This window comes from Microbacterium sp. SMR1, from assembly GCF_003289625.1.
Classification (GTDB): Bacteria; Actinomycetota; Actinomycetes; order Actinomycetales; family Microbacteriaceae; genus Microbacterium; species Microbacterium plantarum.
In genome coordinates this window covers 17471-31973 of record NZ_QMBN01000004.1, presented here as the reverse complement: position 1 = coordinate 31973, position 14503 = coordinate 17471, and the positions used below count along the sequence as shown (strand labels likewise).

Genomic DNA, 14503 nt, shown 5'->3' with positions numbered 1-14503 from the left:
GCCGCGGGTCAGCGGTAGCCCTTGCTCAGCACGGCCTCGGTGTCGGCGATGATACGCGCGGCCACCTCGTCGGGCAGAGCCAGCCGCGGCGGACGCGTCGTCGTGCTCGTGAGCACGCCGGCGACCTGCTGCGAGAGCTTGATCGCCTGGACGAACCAGGTCTTCGAGTCCCAGCGCAGCAGCGGGTGCAGGTCGCGGTAGATCTCGCGCGCCCGCACCCAGTCCTGCGGGTCGTCGGAGGTGGAGAGCGTGTAGAGCTCGACCGTCGACGCGGGGATCGCGTTGGGGTAACCGGCGACCCAGCCCACGGCGCCGTTGAGGCCCAGCTCGAACACGACGTCATCCGACCCGATCGAGATGTCGAGGCCGGGCGCGAGCTCGCGGATCTCGTAGGCGTGACGGACGTCGCCCGAGAACTCCTTGACCGAGACGATGAGCCCCTCGGCGAACAGCCGCGCGAGCAGGTCGGGACGCAGGTCGACCTTCGTGTCGATCGGGTTGTTGTACGCGAGGATCGGCAGGCCGACCGCGGCGACCCGGCGATAGTGGTCGACGACCTCGTCGTCGCTCGCCCGGTAGGCGTTGGGCGGCAGCAGCATGACGGCCGGCGCGCCGTTCTCGGCGGCGTGCTCGGCGAAGCGCACGCTCTCGAGCGCGCCGTAGGCTCCGACGCCCGGGATGACGGCGGCGTCGGGCGCGGCCTCGACGGCGGTGAGGAAGACGCGCTTGCGCTCCTCCTCGGTGAGCGTCTGATACTCGCCGAGCGAGCCGTTCGGGATGATGCCGGTCACGCCGTTCTGCGTCGTGAAGCGCACGAGCTCGGCGTAGGCGTCGTAGTCGACGGACAGGTCGTCGTGGAACGGCAGCGTGGTCGCGAGGTTGACGCCGTGCCAGGGCTTGCGGTCGGTCATGAATCGTTCTCCGATCTGGCGATGTCAGGCGCCGATGTCAGTGCAATTGCAATGGTATCCATTTTCGAGGCGGGCGGAAGCGTGATCCGGCGACGGGCCTCCTCATTCCCGGCGCGGTCGGTCGCGGCGAACTCGATCACCTGCTCGTGATCGGTGAGGGCTCGCACGAAGGCCTCCTGGAACGTCGCCCAGAAGGTGCCCTCGCCTTCCCAGCGGATGGCATCGACGCCGGAGACGTCGTCGGCCGCGATGAGGGTGATCTCGACGGCGGCGCCGAGCTGCTTCACCCGAGCCTCGCTCCGCGGCGGCTCGGTGTCGATCGCGAGTTCGCGTCGTACGGCACTCGACCGCCCGGCGGCATCGACCGCGCGCGCCGCGAGGCGCACCACACCCTCGCGATCGACGACGACGACGGGACCGTCGACCGCGCGCCAGGGGCCGTCGTCGATGCGCAGCTCGAGGCGCAACCGGTCGCTGGTCACGCCGGCGGCCCGCACCTCGACGGTCGGCGGGGCGGTGAACCAGCCCGAGGCCGCCGGTGCGGGTGAGACCACGATGTCGACGGTCGGCGGCATGACGGCATCCGGCGTCGTGGTGAGTGCCCCGGCGAAGTCCCGGGCGCGGCGCGCGGCATCCGCGGTCGCGGCCGACGCGCCGTCGATCCCGAGGCCTGCGTCGAGCCCCGCACCGATGACGGCCCGCGCCTCGGAAGCACTCACGAGCGAGTCCGTCATCCCGATCCGGCACACCGCGACGAGGCGGTCGAGCAGCTCGGCGTCGTCCTGCGGCGCGGGCTCGGCCCACAGGGCGTCGATCAGTGTGGTCCCGTCGGCGCGCCGCCGAGCAGGGACCCCCGTCTCGACGCCGGCGAATCCGATCGTGCGGTCGTCGGCTCGCGAGTACAGGTGGTACCGCTCGTCGGAGCCGTTCCAGACCGGTTCGTGGCGGAGCCCGGCGATCGATACCGCGCCGGTCGCGGCGAGCGCCGCGGAGACATCGTCGAGGTCGGCTCGGATCACGCCTCCCGGCATCCGACGCGCATCCCACGCTCGCTCGATCGGGGTCGTCGACCCGTCGTGGGCGACGAGCGCATGCGGCCCGTACCTCAGGCTGCGCAGCCCCGGGTCGTCGATCGTCGGCTCGGACCGAAGCGCGGCGGGCAGGGTCAGCTCGATGCGCTCATCGCCCCGCCAGGTCCGGTCGATGGTGACGAAGCCGCCCGGCGCGGCATCGACGTCGACCCAATGTCCGTCGACGGCGACCTCGACCCCGCCGGCCACCCAGTCCGGGACGCGGAGATGCACCGCGAGCCGCACCGGACGGCCGGCCGTCGTCTGCACCCGGAGGGTCACGCGATCAGCGAAGGGATGCTCCTGATCGACCTCGACGCTCACGCCGCGCTCGTCCCAGCGGAGCTCGGCAGGCGTGTAACGGGCGACCCACAGCGCGGGCTCCGCGCCGGTGTCGCGGAAGAAGATCCCGGCCTGGTGACCCACGTGGTTCTCGAGCCCGGTTCCGCCGCAGCACGTGCCGACGTTGTCGTATTCGGGCAGCGCCCCGGCGTGCACCGGGAACATGTACGTCACCTCGGGGCTGTCGTCGGAGTCGACCGCGCGCCGCGAGCCGAGGATGTGGTTCTGCCGCGCCCGCTCGGCGTAGTCGAGGAAGCGCGGCGCGAGCGTATGAGTGAACAGCGCCTCGGCGAGCTTGACGAGGTTGTAGGTCGCGCACGTCTCCGCGTTGCGCCGGCCGATGTCGCCGGCGACCGTGCGCGGCGGGCCCCAGAGCTCGTTCTCCCCGGTGCCGCCGTGCGCGTACATCCGCCCCGGCACGACCTGGTCGAAGACGCCGATCGCGGCGGCGAGATACCGGCGTTCGCCGGTCAGTTCGTACTCGCGCACGTAGCCGACGAGCTGAGGCAGGTGCTGGTTGGCGTGCATGCCGTCGAGGATGTCGTGGCCCGACGACCCCGCCTCGAGCAGGTCTCCCTGATCGAACGCTCGCGCCGCCGCGAGGAAGCGCGGCTCGTCGACGATGGCGCTAAGCCGCGCGAGCGTCTCGTTCATGCCGCCGAACTCGCCCGCGATGTAGAGCGACCACATGCGCTGGCGGTGGTCGTGATCGAGCTTCTCGAGTCGCCCCGAGATCCAGTGCGCCATGCCCGTGACGACCTCGAGCGCCTGCTTGTTGCCCGCGAGCTCGTACGCGTCGAGCAGCCCCGCCATGAGCTTGTGACACGTGTAGTACGGCGCCCAGATCTCGCCGTAGGGGGCGAAGTGCTCCAGCCGCGCGAACTGCCACTCCCCCGAGGCGAAGAGCAGCCCCGGGTGCGAATATCGCCCGGTGGCGGCGAGCGCCTGCTGCACCTCGGCGAGACCGCCCACGAGCTCGTCGACCCGCGAACGCAGCTCGTCGTCGTCCTCGCCCGCGGCGGCCAGCGCGAGCATCGAGAGGAAATGGCCCGCGTAATGGCCGCGCAGCAGGTTCGCCGTCTGCGCGGCCTCACGACCGGGATAGTCGTACTCGCCCCACGGCTCCTCCGCCGGGTGACCGAATCCTTCCCACGCGCCCGGAGGCTCCGCGCCGCGGGTGTCGAGCCCGGCACCCGCCCGGAACACCGCGAGGAGCCGGTCGATCGGATAGACCTGGGCGAGGTGCAGCATGCGGTCACGGGCCGGCGCGAACGCGCTCGTCGGCTTCAGTCGCACCGCCCCGGAGGGGAACGGCAGCGCGCGGGGTGCGGCATCCGTCATCGCTCGCCCGTCCACTGCGCGCGCGTCCACGCCTCGACCTCGGCGGCGGAGATCGGGAGCGCCGCCGACAGGACCTCCGAGCCCGAGTCGGTCACGAGCAGGTCGTCTTCGAGGCGCACGCCGATGCCGCGCAGCTCGGGCGGCAGCGTGAGGTCATGCGCGTGGAAGTACAGGCCCGGCTCGACGGTCATGACGACGCCCGGCTCGAGCGCCGCGCCCATGTAGTCCTCGTAGTGCGCCTGACTGCAGTCGTGCACGTCGAGACCGAGGTGATGCCCGATCCCGCAGGCGAGGTATCGCCGGTGCTGCTGGCCCTCGGGCGACAGGGCCTCGTCGACCGAGACCGGCAGCAGCCCCCAGTCGTGCAGGCCCTGCGCGACGACCTCCATCGCGGCGAAGTGGAAATCGAGATACGCCACGCCCGGGCGGATGCGGTCGAGTCCCGCGCGGTGCGCCTTCTCGACCAGGTCGTGCACCGCACGCTGGGTCTCCGAGAACGTACCGCTCGCGGGAACCGTGCGGGTCACGTCGGCGGTGTAGAGCGACCGGGCCTCGACGCCCATGTCGAGCAGCAGCGCGGCATCCGGCACGACGTCGCCGTCGCATCGCACCCAGTGCAGGATCGGCGCGTGCGCTCCCGACCCGACGATCGTGGAGTAGCCGGGCCCGTTCCCGAACGTGCGGGCGTGCCGGTCGAACGTCCCCTGCAGCCACCGCTCGCCGAGGCCGTCGGCGATGGCTTGCGGCACCTCGGCCACGACCGCACCGAATCCGGCGACCGTGGCGTCGACGGCCGCGCGGAGCTGCCCGATCTCCCACTCGTCCTTCACCATGCGCAGGCGGGCGAGGGCACGTTCGAGCTCAGCCGACACCTCCGCGCCGACCTCGGCGGCGAGCGCGGCGGCCGAACGCGCGGCCGAGGCGCCCCGCAGCTCGGAGTGGCGGCGCTCCAGCGCAGCGAGAGGCTCGACGGTCATCCCCAGCGCGTCGGCCCACTCCGGCAGACCGGCAGACGGGCCGACCCAGAGCTCGCCGTGGTTCGCATCCGAGAAGAACCCGGCATCGCCGGGGCGGAACGGCGGCGGGAGGTACAGCACGGCGTCGTGTCCGCCGGCGGCGGGCCACAGCACGACCACGGCGCCCTCGACCTGGCACGCCGTCAGCCAGACGAAGCCGCTGTCGGCGCGGAAGCCGTAGTGCGCGTCGTCGTTGCGGACAGGCGCGTGCCCCGCCGCGGCGACGATCACGTGCCCGGGAAGGGCGGCGCTGAGGCGATCGCGATGAGCGGATGCCGCGGCCGCGGCGCCCGCGGGCAGGTGCGGTCTGGTCGGCACGTCGGCCCAGTCGCGCGAGACGAACTCGGTGAACGCCGGTACCTGCGCGAGGCGCGGGTATCGTGTGCCGGCGTAGGGGGGACGGGTGGTGTCGGCAGCGGTCATCGCTTCTCTCCTCCGCGGTCTCGGACCAGCTCGCGCAGTCGCGTGAACGTGCGACCGGAGCCGATGCCGTCGTGCTCGAACTCGTTCGTCACCCACGACTGGGCGTTGCCGATGCGCGACAGCGTGTCGAGCTGCAGCCCGGCATCGACGTACATGTCGTCGAAGTACACCGCCGCCGCGAGCGGCACGTCGTTCGCGGCGAGCCGGTCGAGGTCGTACAACGGCGTCCAGGTGTCGCGGCCGGCCAGCGCATGGACGGCATCCCGGAATCCGCGCAGCAGCCGCACCTCGTCGAACATCCAGGGGAAGGCCATCTCGCCCGTGAACAGCAGCGGCCGCCGGTCCTCGTCGAACTCGGGACGACGGTCGCGCTCGGCCTGCGCCGCCCACGCGGTCGGGCCGCTGGCCGGGTCGCCGTAGATCGATTCCTGCAGGGTCCAGAACAGCGGGTTGCCCGCGCTGGAGCTGAGCGACTGCACGTCGGCGAGGAACGCCTCCGACAGCCGCCCCGGCCGGGCGAACGCCTTCTCGACGAGCCAGTGCAGGCGCTCGTGGCCGGGCTTCATCCCGAGGTCGATCCCGAGCGACTGGAAGCGGCGCACGGTCAGCACGTCGCCGTCCGGGAGCCTCACGTCGCCCTCGGCGAGTCGGTCGGCGATGCGCGCGATCGCCTCGGTGTCCTCGGGGAATCGCCGGTACAGCTCAGCCGTCTTCGCCGCGACGCGGTCGAAAGTGCGGGCGTAGACCTCGGCCGCGCGCGGCGGGGTGCCGGGGATACCGCCGCAGACGTAACAGGCCGTCAGCGCCTGGGGCGCGAGCGACAGGTAGGTGAGGGTCAGGAAGCCGCCGTAGCTCTGTCCGAGGGTGGCCCATCGCCGACCGCCGAAGAGCGTCTCGCGCACGTGCTCGAGGTCGCGGACGATCGAGTCGGCCCGGTGGAGGGCGAGGAGGTCAGCGCCGGCCGCGGCGTCGAGCCCCGCCACGTCGACGGCTTCGAGGGGCGTGCTGCCCCCGGTGCCGCGCTGGTCGACGAGCACCACGCGATAGTCCCGCAGCGCCTCGTCGATCCATCCGTCTCGGCGCAGCGGCCGCGGGTTCGCCCCGCCGGGCCCGCCCTGCAGGAACGCGAGCAGCGGGAGGTCGTCGCGCGCGCGATCGGGATCGACGAGCTCGCGGACGAGCAGCTCGATCGTGCCGGCCGCTGCTGTGCCGCCGCTCCAGTCGAGCGGGACGTCGATGCGACGCTCCGCGACGCGGATGCCGGGTAGGTGGTACTCGTTCGTCATGACGCCTCCGTCTGGGTATCGGATGCCGCGGCTGCCGCGCGGGCCCGGCGGGCCTTCTCGGCGGCGCGCCGGCGGCGGTCCCACTCGGGATTGATGCGGGGCACCGCCGCGAGCAGCGTACGGGTGTACTCGTGCTGAGGGCTCTCGAAGACGCGGTCGCGCTCCCCCGTCTCCACGATGGAACCGCGGCTCATCACGGCGATGCGCGTAGCGATCTGGCGCACGACGGCGAGGTCGTGCGCGATGAAGAGGTACGCGAAGCCCTCGTCGCGCTGCAACGCGGTCAGCAGGTTGATGACCTGCGCCTGCACCGAGACGTCGAGCGCCGACACGGCCTCATCGCAGATCACCATCTTCGGGCCGACCGCGAGCGCCCGGGCGATTCCGATGCGCTGCGCCTGACCTCCCGAGAACTGCGCCGGGTAGCGGTCGGAATGGTCGGGATTGAGCCCCACCCGGTCCATCAGCGACCGCGTGAAGGCGCGCGCCCCACCCGGGATCTTCCGGTTCTGATACCGCAGCGGCGCCGTCACGAGTCGCTCGACGGTGTGCTTGGGGTTGAGCGACGAATACGGGTCCTGGAAGATCACCTGCACGTCGCTGCGGAACGCCAGGAGATCGCGCCCCTGCAGGTGCGTGACATCCCGTCCCTCGAACTCGATCGTCCCCGCCGTGGTGTCCATGAGACGGGCGATCAGTCGCGCGGCGGTCGACTTGCCCGAGCCCGACTCGCCGACGAGCGCGAGGGTCTCGCCCCGCCGGATGTCGAGGTCGACGCCGTCCACGGCGCGGAAGCGACTGCTGCGCGAGAACATCGTCGCGCCGGGGCTCGCGAACTCCTTCACGAGGCCCGTCGCGCGGCACAGCGGCGCGGTCTGGTCGGTCATGCCGTCTCCTCCTCGATCTCGCTGTCCGGCACGATCGCGATGTCGGTCGTGCGCAGCTCGCCGATCGCGTCGTCGATGCGGGGCACGGCGTCGAGCAGTCGCCGCGTGTACTCCTCCTGCGGGTCGCTGAAGACCTCTTCGACGCTGCCCCTCTCGACCATGCGACCGGCTCGCATGACGACGATCTGCTCCGCCACCTCGCTGACGACCGCGAGGTCGTGGGTGATGAGGACGAGACCGGCGCCCGTGTCGCGACGGATCTCCGCGAGCAGGTCGAGGATCTGCGCCTGCACCGTCACGTCGAGCGCCGTGGTCGGCTCGTCGGCGATGATCAGCTCGGGCTCCATGCTGAGAGCCATCGCGATCATGATGCGCTGCCGCATCCCGCCCGAGAACTGGTGCGGGTAGTGGTCGACACGCTTCGCGGCATCCCGGATGTGCACCCGCTCCATCGCCTCGATCGCGACCCGCCGGGCCTCGCGACGCGAGACGCCCGACCGGTGCGAGCGGTACGCCTCGGCGATCTGCGTGCCGACGGTGTAATAGGGGTTCAGCGACGACAGAGGGTCCTGGAAGATCATCGCGATCCGGTCACCGCGGACCTGACGCATCTCCCGGCCGGGAAGGGTGAGCAGATCGCGTCCGTCGAAGGTGACCGAGCCCGTGGCGCTGCCTCCCTTCGGGAGCAGCCCCATGATCGCGAGGCTCGTCATCGACTTGCCCGAGCCCGACTCGCCGACGATGCCGAGCGCCCCGCCGCGCGGGATCGCGAAGCTCAGGCCGTCGACGACGCGGGCGGTGCCCCCGGCGGTGCGGAACTGCACCGTCAGGTCATCGACGCGCAGGAGGTCATCCGTCATCGGCATCCTTTCGCCGCTCATGCCTTCGCCGCCGTTCGCACGCGAGGATCGATCGCCGCGTAGAGCAGGTCGACGACGAGGTTGCCGACGATGACGAAGAACGCCGAGAGCAGCGTCACCGCCATGATGACCGGCTGGTCGTTCGACGAGATCGAGTCGGCGGTGAGCTTTCCCACGCCGTTGATGCCGAACACGGTCTCGGTGATCACCGCACCGCCGAGAAGGCCCGCGACGTCCATCCCGAAGATCGTCACGATGGGGGTCAGCGCCGGGCGCAGCGCGTGGCGGCGCCACACCAGGCTCGGCCGCAGCCCCTTCGCGTGCGCCGTGCGCACGAAGTTCTCCTGCAGGGTGTCGATCACGTTCGCTCGCGTGAGCCGCGTGTAGACGGCGGCATATCCGACCGCGAGCACGATCCACGGCATGAGGAAGTTCAGGAACCACTGCACCGGATCGTCGGCGAAGGGAACGGCCTGCGGAAACGGCAGCCAGGCGAGCGAGACGACGAGGACGAACTGCAGCGCGAGAGCGAGCACGTAGTTCGGGATCGACATCGACCCAAGGGTCAGCCCGGCGATGAACCGATCGGTGAACTTCCCCTCGCGCACCGCGCTGAGGACGCCCCCGACGACGCCGCCGACGAGCCAGAGCACCGCCGCGCCGATCGCGATCGTCGCCGAGATCGGCAGGCGCTGCACGATCATGTCGCCCACGAGCTGCCCGGTCTGGAACGAGTACCCGAGGCACGGGGCGCCGCACGCGACCGTCGCGCCCGCGATCTCGTACTCACGGCCGACGAACAGGCCCGAGACGTACGTGAAGAACTGCGTGAGGAAGGGCTGGTCGAGCCCGAGGTTCGCCCGGATCTGGTCGATGCGCTCGGGCGTGCAGTTCTTGCCGCAGATCTGCACCGCCGGGTCGGGCGAGAGCACGAAGAAGATCACGAACGTGAACAGCGTCACGAGGAACAGCACCACGACCATGCCGGTCGCGCGCGAGAGGACGAAGCGGGTCACGCGCGCACCTCCGCGCTGCCGACGAGCGCGCGGATGCGGTCGCCCAGGGTCGTGAACGAGAGCACCAGGAGGAAGAGGAAGGCGCCCGGGATGAGGAAGTACATGGGATCGACGGCGTACCAGGGCGCCGCCGAAGCGATCATCTGGCCCCAGCTGGGGGTCGGCGGCACGACGCCCACGCCGAGGAACGAGAGCCCCGCCTCGGTGCCGACGTAGCCCGGCACCGCGAGGGTCGCCATGACGATGATCGTCGACGAGAGGTTCGGCAGGATCTCGCGGAAGATGATCTGCACGCTCGACGCACCCGACGCACGAGCCGACTCGACGAACTCGCGCTCCTTGAGCGAGAGCGTCTGCGAGCGCACGATGCGGGCGAGGTAGGGCCAGCCGAACAGCGAGATCACGACGACGAGCAGCAGCACGCGGTTGTCGGCGGGGAGCGCCGAGAGGATCGCGATCATGAAGATGAGCGCGGGGAAGGCCATGAGGAACTCCATGACCCGCGAGATGACCGTGTCGACCCAGCCGCCGAGGTAACCCGCCAGCATCCCGAACACGACTCCGAGCACCGTCGTCAGCAGCGTCGCCGAGAGGGCGACCGTCATCGAGACCTGGGCGCCGTAGACGATGCGGGCGAAGATGTCGCGGCCGTTGCCGGGCTCGACGCCGAACCAGTGCTCGGCGCTGATGCCGCCGAGCGGCCCGATCGGGATCGCGCCCATGTTGGGATCGATCGCGCTCTGGTCGAACTGGTAGGGCGACCAGCCGCTGATCTGCACGATGAGGGGAGCGAACACCGCCATGAGCAGCACGAGCACGATGTAGGCCAGCGACAGCATCGCGGGCACATCGGTGAGGAAGCCTCGGAGGAGTTTCCGGCCGGACGCCGGACGGGATTCCGCCGACTCATCGAGAGTGGAATCACCGCCCGGCGTGGCCTCGACCTCGAGGGGGGCCGAACTGAAGGTCATGTCAGCCCTTCGAGGGGTCCTTCAGACCGACGATCGTGAGGTCGGTCATGTTGGTGTTGGGGATGTAGCCGGCGATGTTCGACCCCGGCAGGAAGATGCCGTTCTCGAACACCATCGGGGCGATCGGCGCGAGCTCCATGATCTGCTTGTCGAGCTCGCCCCACGCCTCGTTGGCCGCATCGACGTCGGTCATCGCCCGGATCTCGGCGATCCGGTCGTTGACGGCCGCATCGTTGAGCTGGGCGAGGTTCTGGTTGCCCTTCTCGGTGATGCCCGCGCCGTCGAACAGCGGCGGGATGAAGGTGCTGGCGCTCGAGGCCCAGTCCGGGCACCACCCGGTGATCGCAGCGTTGTTCTGCTGCGACGGCGTCGCGATCGTCTCGTAGTAGATCGAGGTGTCGATGACGTTGAGCTTCACGTTCGCCCCGATGCGCTCGAGGCCCTGCTGCACCGCCTCGGCCTGCGCCTGCGCAACGGGGTTCGAGCGGATGTCGAGCGTGAACTCGAACCCGTCGCCGAGCCCGGCTTCCTCCAACAGCGCCATGGCCTCGTCGACGTCGCCGGTGTTGTCGTCGGAGGGGTACAGGTCGTAGTCCAGGTGACCGCTGACGGCGGGCGGAATGATCGTCGTCGCGACATCCGCCAGCTGATTCCCGCCCGAGGCGTTCTGGATGCTGGCACGGTCGAGCGCCCAGTTCACGGCCTGGCGCACGCGGACGTCGTCGAACGGCGGCTTCGACGTGTTGAGCGACATGTAGGTCGTGCAGTACGCGGGGGCGGTGATGGCACGCTCCTGCAGCTGCGGCGTCTGGATGCGGGGCAGCGTGGCGCCCGCGATCTTGCCCGCGATCGCGTTCTGGTCGGCGCCCTGACCGGCGATCATGCGCTCGTCGATCGTCGCGCCGTCGATGCCGATGTCGAACTGCCACTGGTCGGGGTACGCCTTGCGGACGTCGTCGGTCTCGGGCTCCCAGTGCTCGTTGCGCACGAGCTTGATGGTGCTGCCGGGGGTGTAAGCGTCGAGCGTGTAGGGGCCCGAGGCGATGACGTCGTTGATGAACTCGTCGCCGCCGCCGGAACCGATCGGGAAGGGCACGGCATTGGGCTGGGCGAGCACGTTGTCGAACTCGGGGAACGGGGCCTTGAGGTGGAAGACGATCGTCTTCTCATCCGGGGTCTCGATCGTCGGGAGGTCGCCCGAGACGTACGGGCCCTGGTAGTCCGCGGGCGCGTCGATGACGGACTTCAGGTAGGGCGAGCCGATGCCGATCTGCGGGTCCCACGCGCGAGAGATGCCGAACTCCATCTCGGCGGACGTGATCGGGTCGCCGTTGTCGAAGAAGAGGTCGTCCTTCAGCGTGTAGGTCCAGGTGAGTCCGTCGTCGGAGACCTCGCCGAGACCTGTCGCGAGGTCGGGCACGATGGCGTTCGGGTCATCCGAGTCGCCGGCGGCCTGCATCGTGAGGCCGCGGTAGAGCAGACGGTAGAACGCGTTGACGCCGCCGTCCCAGCCGCGGGCCGGGTCGAGGTACGAGAAGTCGGCGTTCTGGAGCATGTGGACGGTTCCGCCGGCCTGCGGCGTGCCGTCGGTGCCGGTCTGCTGCGGCGAACCGCCGCCGGCGCCGCACGCCGTGAGGGCGAGTGCCATGGCCGTTCCCGCGGCGAGGATGCCGGCGAATCTCCTGGTGGTGGTCATCGGTGGACCTTCCCTTTCTCTGCTCCATTGCGTCGAGTGCTGTCCATAAAACAACATCACGGTGCAATGTGCAATTGCACGATCACGCTGCATCCGTTCTACCGAGTCGAGCGGGTCAGGGAGGGCGGTGTGACACGATCGTCACGAGATCCGGCCGTCTTTTCACACGCCCGAAACACGACGGGCGTCGGTCGCGGCGCGCGAGACTCGGAGAATCACGGCGATATCGGATGCCTTCGCGGCTTCACTCCGACGCCGACGACATCCTCCGACGTTCGCGAGGCAGCGCGGCCGCGGTCAGGGAAGCGGGCAGATCGCGACCGAGGCGAGGTCGCCGTCCATCTGCTCGGGCGTCCAGGGCAGACCCGCCGGTGGGGCGGTCTCTCCCGAGGCGGCGGGCGCCTTCGACGCGATCGCGGCGAGCTCCCACCCGAGCACGCGGATCGCCTCGGCCGAGGCGCGGGAGTTGTTCAGCACGGCGACGACGGTCAGGCCCGTCTCACGGTCGGCGAAAGCCGCGGTCTGATACCCGGGGATCGAGCCGTACTGGCCGATGAGGGTGCCCGCCTGGTACGCGCCGCCGTCGACGGTGTACCAGGTCGGTACGCCCTCTCCGACGGGGATGGGCGAGCCGAACCGCTGGTCGTCGTCGAACGAGCGCAGGCCGGTTGCGAGTGCGCGCGCGTACCGCCCCAGGTCCGCCGCCGTCGTGACGACGCCCGACGACGTGAATCCAGCCGAGGGAGACCACGCGGTGAGGTCGGCAGCCGTCGCGCAATCGGGCGCACCCTCGGGGGTCAGCACCGACTGCGTGCCGTGCAGGCCGACGTCGGCCTGCCGATCCGGCAGCGACGATCCGCCCATGCCGAGGGGCTCGAAGACGTAGCGCTGGAACAGCTCCGCGGCGGTGCTGTTCGCGGCCCGCTCGAGAGCCATGCCGAGGAGGACATATCCGGCGTCCGAGTTGGCGAACGACGTGCCGCCCGTCGGGCCCGAGGCGGCCAGCCCGTAGGCGAGGAGTTCGTGCGGAGCCCACGGACGCGCGGGATTCGCTTCCCACCGGGCCTGCAGACGCGGCTGGTACGACCCGAGCCCCGATGTGCTGTCGCAGAGCTGCTCGAGCGTCACGACCGGGGTGGCGGGGAATCCGACGATCCATTCCGTCACGGGGTCATCGAGCTCGACGGTGCCGTCTGCGGCCATGCCGTAGAGCACGTCGCACGTCATCGCGCGCGTGACCGGGCCGGCTTTGAAGGAGTCGTCTGCGGTGACCTCGGTTCCGTCGGGGTTGGTGCCGAAGCCGGCCACCCACTCGCCCGACCACGGCACCCAGACGCCGGCGATCGCGCCGGCCGAGCCGGTCATCGCCATCGCGCGCTCGACCGCGGCGGTGAGCTGCGCCTGCGTGTCGCCACCGATCTCGCCGTCGACCTGCGGGGGCATCTCGACACTGCTGACGCTCGCCGGAGCGCACGCCGAAAGACCGAGCGCGAGCGCGACCGCAACGGCGATCCCTGCGCTTCGACGGCGTCGAGTCGCACGCATTCCTGAGCCACCCCCCGAGATGTATGCCTCCAGTGAAGCACACCGCTCCCGTGGAACCTGCGAACCTAGGGTGGACGCATGACACACGCTTTCGACGCCGACGCCATCTCGGGTGTGCTCGGTCACATGAACGACGATCACCGCACCGACAATCTCCTCATCGTGCGCGCGTTCGGCGAACCGGATGCCGCGGCGGCGACGATGACGTTCTTCGACGGCGATGGCGGGGATTGGCAGGCGATTCGGGCCGACGGCGGCACCCGGGAGCTCCGGGTGGCCTGGCCCGGTGGCCCGATCACCGAGCGTCGCGAGGTGCGCCGGGAGATCGTCGCGCTCTACGACGCCGCCTGCGAGCGCCTCGGTGTGGAGCCGCGCCCGCACGACTGAGCGTTATGAAGTCGTTAAGAGCTCGACGAAAAACCTTCAGGTTAGCTGTACCTAAGTGCTATCGTCGGGCCATGCTCGAACCGATCCCGTTCTCGACCGCTCTGCGCGAGCGGTCCAGCTCTGCGCACTCCGGCAGCGAGGGCGCCGGCTTCATGTCCGACCTCATGCGCGGCAAGGGCACGCGCGACGACTACGTCGCCCTGGTCGCGCAGCACTGGTTCATCTACGCAGCGCTCGAGGGCGCGGCATCCCGCATGGCGGCCGACCCGGTGGCCGCTCCGTTCATCAGCGAGAAGCTCACCCGGCTTCCCGCCCTCGAGGCCGACCTCGAGTTCCTCATCGGCCCGGACTGGCGCGAGCGGATCACTCCGCTGCCGACCACCGAGCGGTATGTCGCCCGCATCGACGAGGTCGGGGCCACCTGGGCCGGCGGCTTCGTCGCGCATCACTACACCCGGTACCTGGGCGACCTGTCGGGCGGGCTGTTCATCGGCAAGCTCATGGCCCGCCAGTTCGGGTTCGAGACCAACGGCATCGGGTTCTACATCTTCGGCGACATCGCCGATCCGGCCGCGTTCAAAGAGCGCTATCGAGAGCAGCTCGATGCCGCGCCGTGGGACGAGGCCGAGCAGCAGCGGGTGATCGACGAGGTGCTGGTCGCCTACCAGTTCAACACCGACCTGTTCACCGACCTCGCGCGGGCGAAGGACGCGGCCGCAGCGGCATCCGGGGCCTCCGTCGTGGCGTGACCC

At 70.4% G+C, this 14503-nt stretch carries 12 protein-coding genes; 2 read left to right on the top strand and 10 right to left on the bottom strand.

Annotated elements, in window-relative coordinates; all coding sequences use genetic code 11:
- Positions 1-8: 8 nt before the first annotated feature.
- From DO944_RS13115 to DO944_RS13070, 10 genes are all read right to left on the bottom strand, one after another.
- Positions 9-911 carry a dihydrodipicolinate synthase family protein gene (locus DO944_RS13115; protein ID WP_112617629.1) on the bottom strand — a complete coding sequence of 301 codons (903 nt, stop codon included), beginning with the start codon at positions 909-911 and terminating at the stop codon, positions 9-11.
- Positions 908-3664, bottom strand: a complete 2757-nt coding sequence (locus tag DO944_RS13110; protein ID WP_112617906.1) for a beta-L-arabinofuranosidase domain-containing protein — start codon at positions 3662-3664, stop codon at positions 908-910. The genes DO944_RS13115 and DO944_RS13110 overlap by 4 nt, the downstream gene beginning before the upstream one ends.
- The gene (locus DO944_RS13105) at positions 3661-5103 is read right to left on the bottom strand and encodes an aminopeptidase P family protein (protein ID WP_112617628.1); all 1443 of its coding nucleotides are present in this window, start codon (positions 5101-5103) and stop codon (positions 3661-3663) included. Before DO944_RS13105 ends, DO944_RS13110 begins: the two co-directional genes overlap by 4 nt.
- The gene (locus tag DO944_RS13100; protein WP_112617627.1) at positions 5100-6389 is read right to left on the bottom strand and encodes an alpha/beta fold hydrolase; all 1290 of its coding nucleotides are present in this window, start codon (positions 6387-6389) and stop codon (positions 5100-5102) included. The genes DO944_RS13105 and DO944_RS13100 overlap by 4 nt, the downstream gene beginning before the upstream one ends.
- Complete coding sequence (locus DO944_RS13095) at positions 6386-7276, bottom strand: ATP-binding cassette domain-containing protein (protein WP_112617626.1); 891 nt, start codon at positions 7274-7276, stop codon at positions 6386-6388. Before DO944_RS13095 ends, DO944_RS13100 begins: the two co-directional genes overlap by 4 nt.
- Positions 7273-8136: an ABC transporter ATP-binding protein gene (locus DO944_RS13090; protein WP_112617625.1), complete on the bottom strand. Its 864-nt coding sequence runs from the start codon at positions 8134-8136 to the stop codon at positions 7273-7275. Before DO944_RS13090 ends, DO944_RS13095 begins: the two co-directional genes overlap by 4 nt.
- 17 nt (positions 8137-8153) lie before the next feature.
- On the bottom strand, positions 8154-9152 hold the full coding sequence (locus DO944_RS13085; RefSeq protein ID WP_112617624.1) for an ABC transporter permease: 999 nt from the start codon (positions 9150-9152) through the stop codon (positions 8154-8156).
- Positions 9149-10123, bottom strand: coding sequence for an ABC transporter permease (locus tag DO944_RS13080; protein WP_112617623.1), 975 nt, complete (start codon positions 10121-10123; stop codon positions 9149-9151). Before DO944_RS13080 ends, DO944_RS13085 begins: the two co-directional genes overlap by 4 nt.
- 1 nt (position 10124) lies before the next feature.
- Positions 10125-11819: an ABC transporter substrate-binding protein gene (locus DO944_RS13075; protein ID WP_112617622.1), complete on the bottom strand. Its 1695-nt coding sequence runs from the start codon at positions 11817-11819 to the stop codon at positions 10125-10127.
- Between the two features lie 297 nt (positions 11820-12116).
- Complete coding sequence (locus DO944_RS13070; RefSeq protein WP_240309756.1) at positions 12117-13262, bottom strand: serine hydrolase; 1146 nt, start codon at positions 13260-13262, stop codon at positions 12117-12119.
- 180 nt (positions 13263-13442) lie between these two features.
- Between DO944_RS13070 and DO944_RS13065 the strand changes: the two genes are divergently transcribed.
- Both DO944_RS13065 and DO944_RS13060 read left to right on the top strand, forming a co-directional pair.
- Positions 13443-13751: a DUF2470 domain-containing protein gene (locus DO944_RS13065; protein ID WP_112617620.1), complete on the top strand. Its 309-nt coding sequence runs from the start codon at positions 13443-13445 to the stop codon at positions 13749-13751.
- A gap of 71 nt (positions 13752-13822) precedes the next feature.
- Positions 13823-14500, top strand: a complete 678-nt coding sequence (locus DO944_RS13060) for a heme oxygenase (biliverdin-producing) (protein WP_112617619.1) — start codon at positions 13823-13825, stop codon at positions 14498-14500.
- The last annotated feature ends 3 nt before the right edge of the window (positions 14501-14503 follow it).

Excerpts from the sequence above, each read along its gene's own strand:
- DO944_RS13065 (WP_112617620.1), top strand. The coding sequence starts at position 13,443 with ATGACACACGCTTTCGACGCCGACGCCATCTCGGGTGTGCTCGGTCAC.
- DO944_RS13095 (WP_112617626.1), bottom strand. The coding sequence starts at position 7,276 with ATGACCGACCAGACCGCGCCGCTGTGCCGCGCGACGGGCCTCGTGAAG.
- DO944_RS13080 (WP_112617623.1), bottom strand. The coding sequence starts at position 10,123 with ATGACCTTCAGTTCGGCCCCCCTCGAGGTCGAGGCCACGCCGGGCGGT.
- DO944_RS13075 (WP_112617622.1), bottom strand. The coding sequence starts at position 11,819 with ATGACCACCACCAGGAGATTCGCCGGCATCCTCGCCGCGGGAACGGCC.
- DO944_RS13115 (WP_112617629.1), bottom strand. The coding sequence starts at position 911 with ATGACCGACCGCAAGCCCTGGCACGGCGTCAACCTCGCGACCACGCTG.
- DO944_RS13100 (WP_112617627.1), bottom strand. The coding sequence starts at position 6,389 with ATGACGAACGAGTACCACCTACCCGGCATCCGCGTCGCGGAGCGTCGC.
- DO944_RS13070 (WP_240309756.1), bottom strand. The coding sequence starts at position 13,262 with ATGCCCCCGCAGGTCGACGGCGAGATCGGTGGCGACACGCAGGCGCAG.
- DO944_RS13090 (WP_112617625.1), bottom strand. The coding sequence starts at position 8,136 with ATGACGGATGACCTCCTGCGCGTCGATGACCTGACGGTGCAGTTCCGC.
- DO944_RS13105 (WP_112617628.1), bottom strand. The coding sequence starts at position 5,103 with ATGACCGCTGCCGACACCACCCGTCCCCCCTACGCCGGCACACGATAC.
- DO944_RS13060 (WP_112617619.1), top strand. The coding sequence starts at position 13,823 with ATGCTCGAACCGATCCCGTTCTCGACCGCTCTGCGCGAGCGGTCCAGC.
- DO944_RS13110 (WP_112617906.1), bottom strand. The coding sequence starts at position 3,664 with ATGACGGATGCCGCACCCCGCGCGCTGCCGTTCCCCTCCGGGGCGGTG.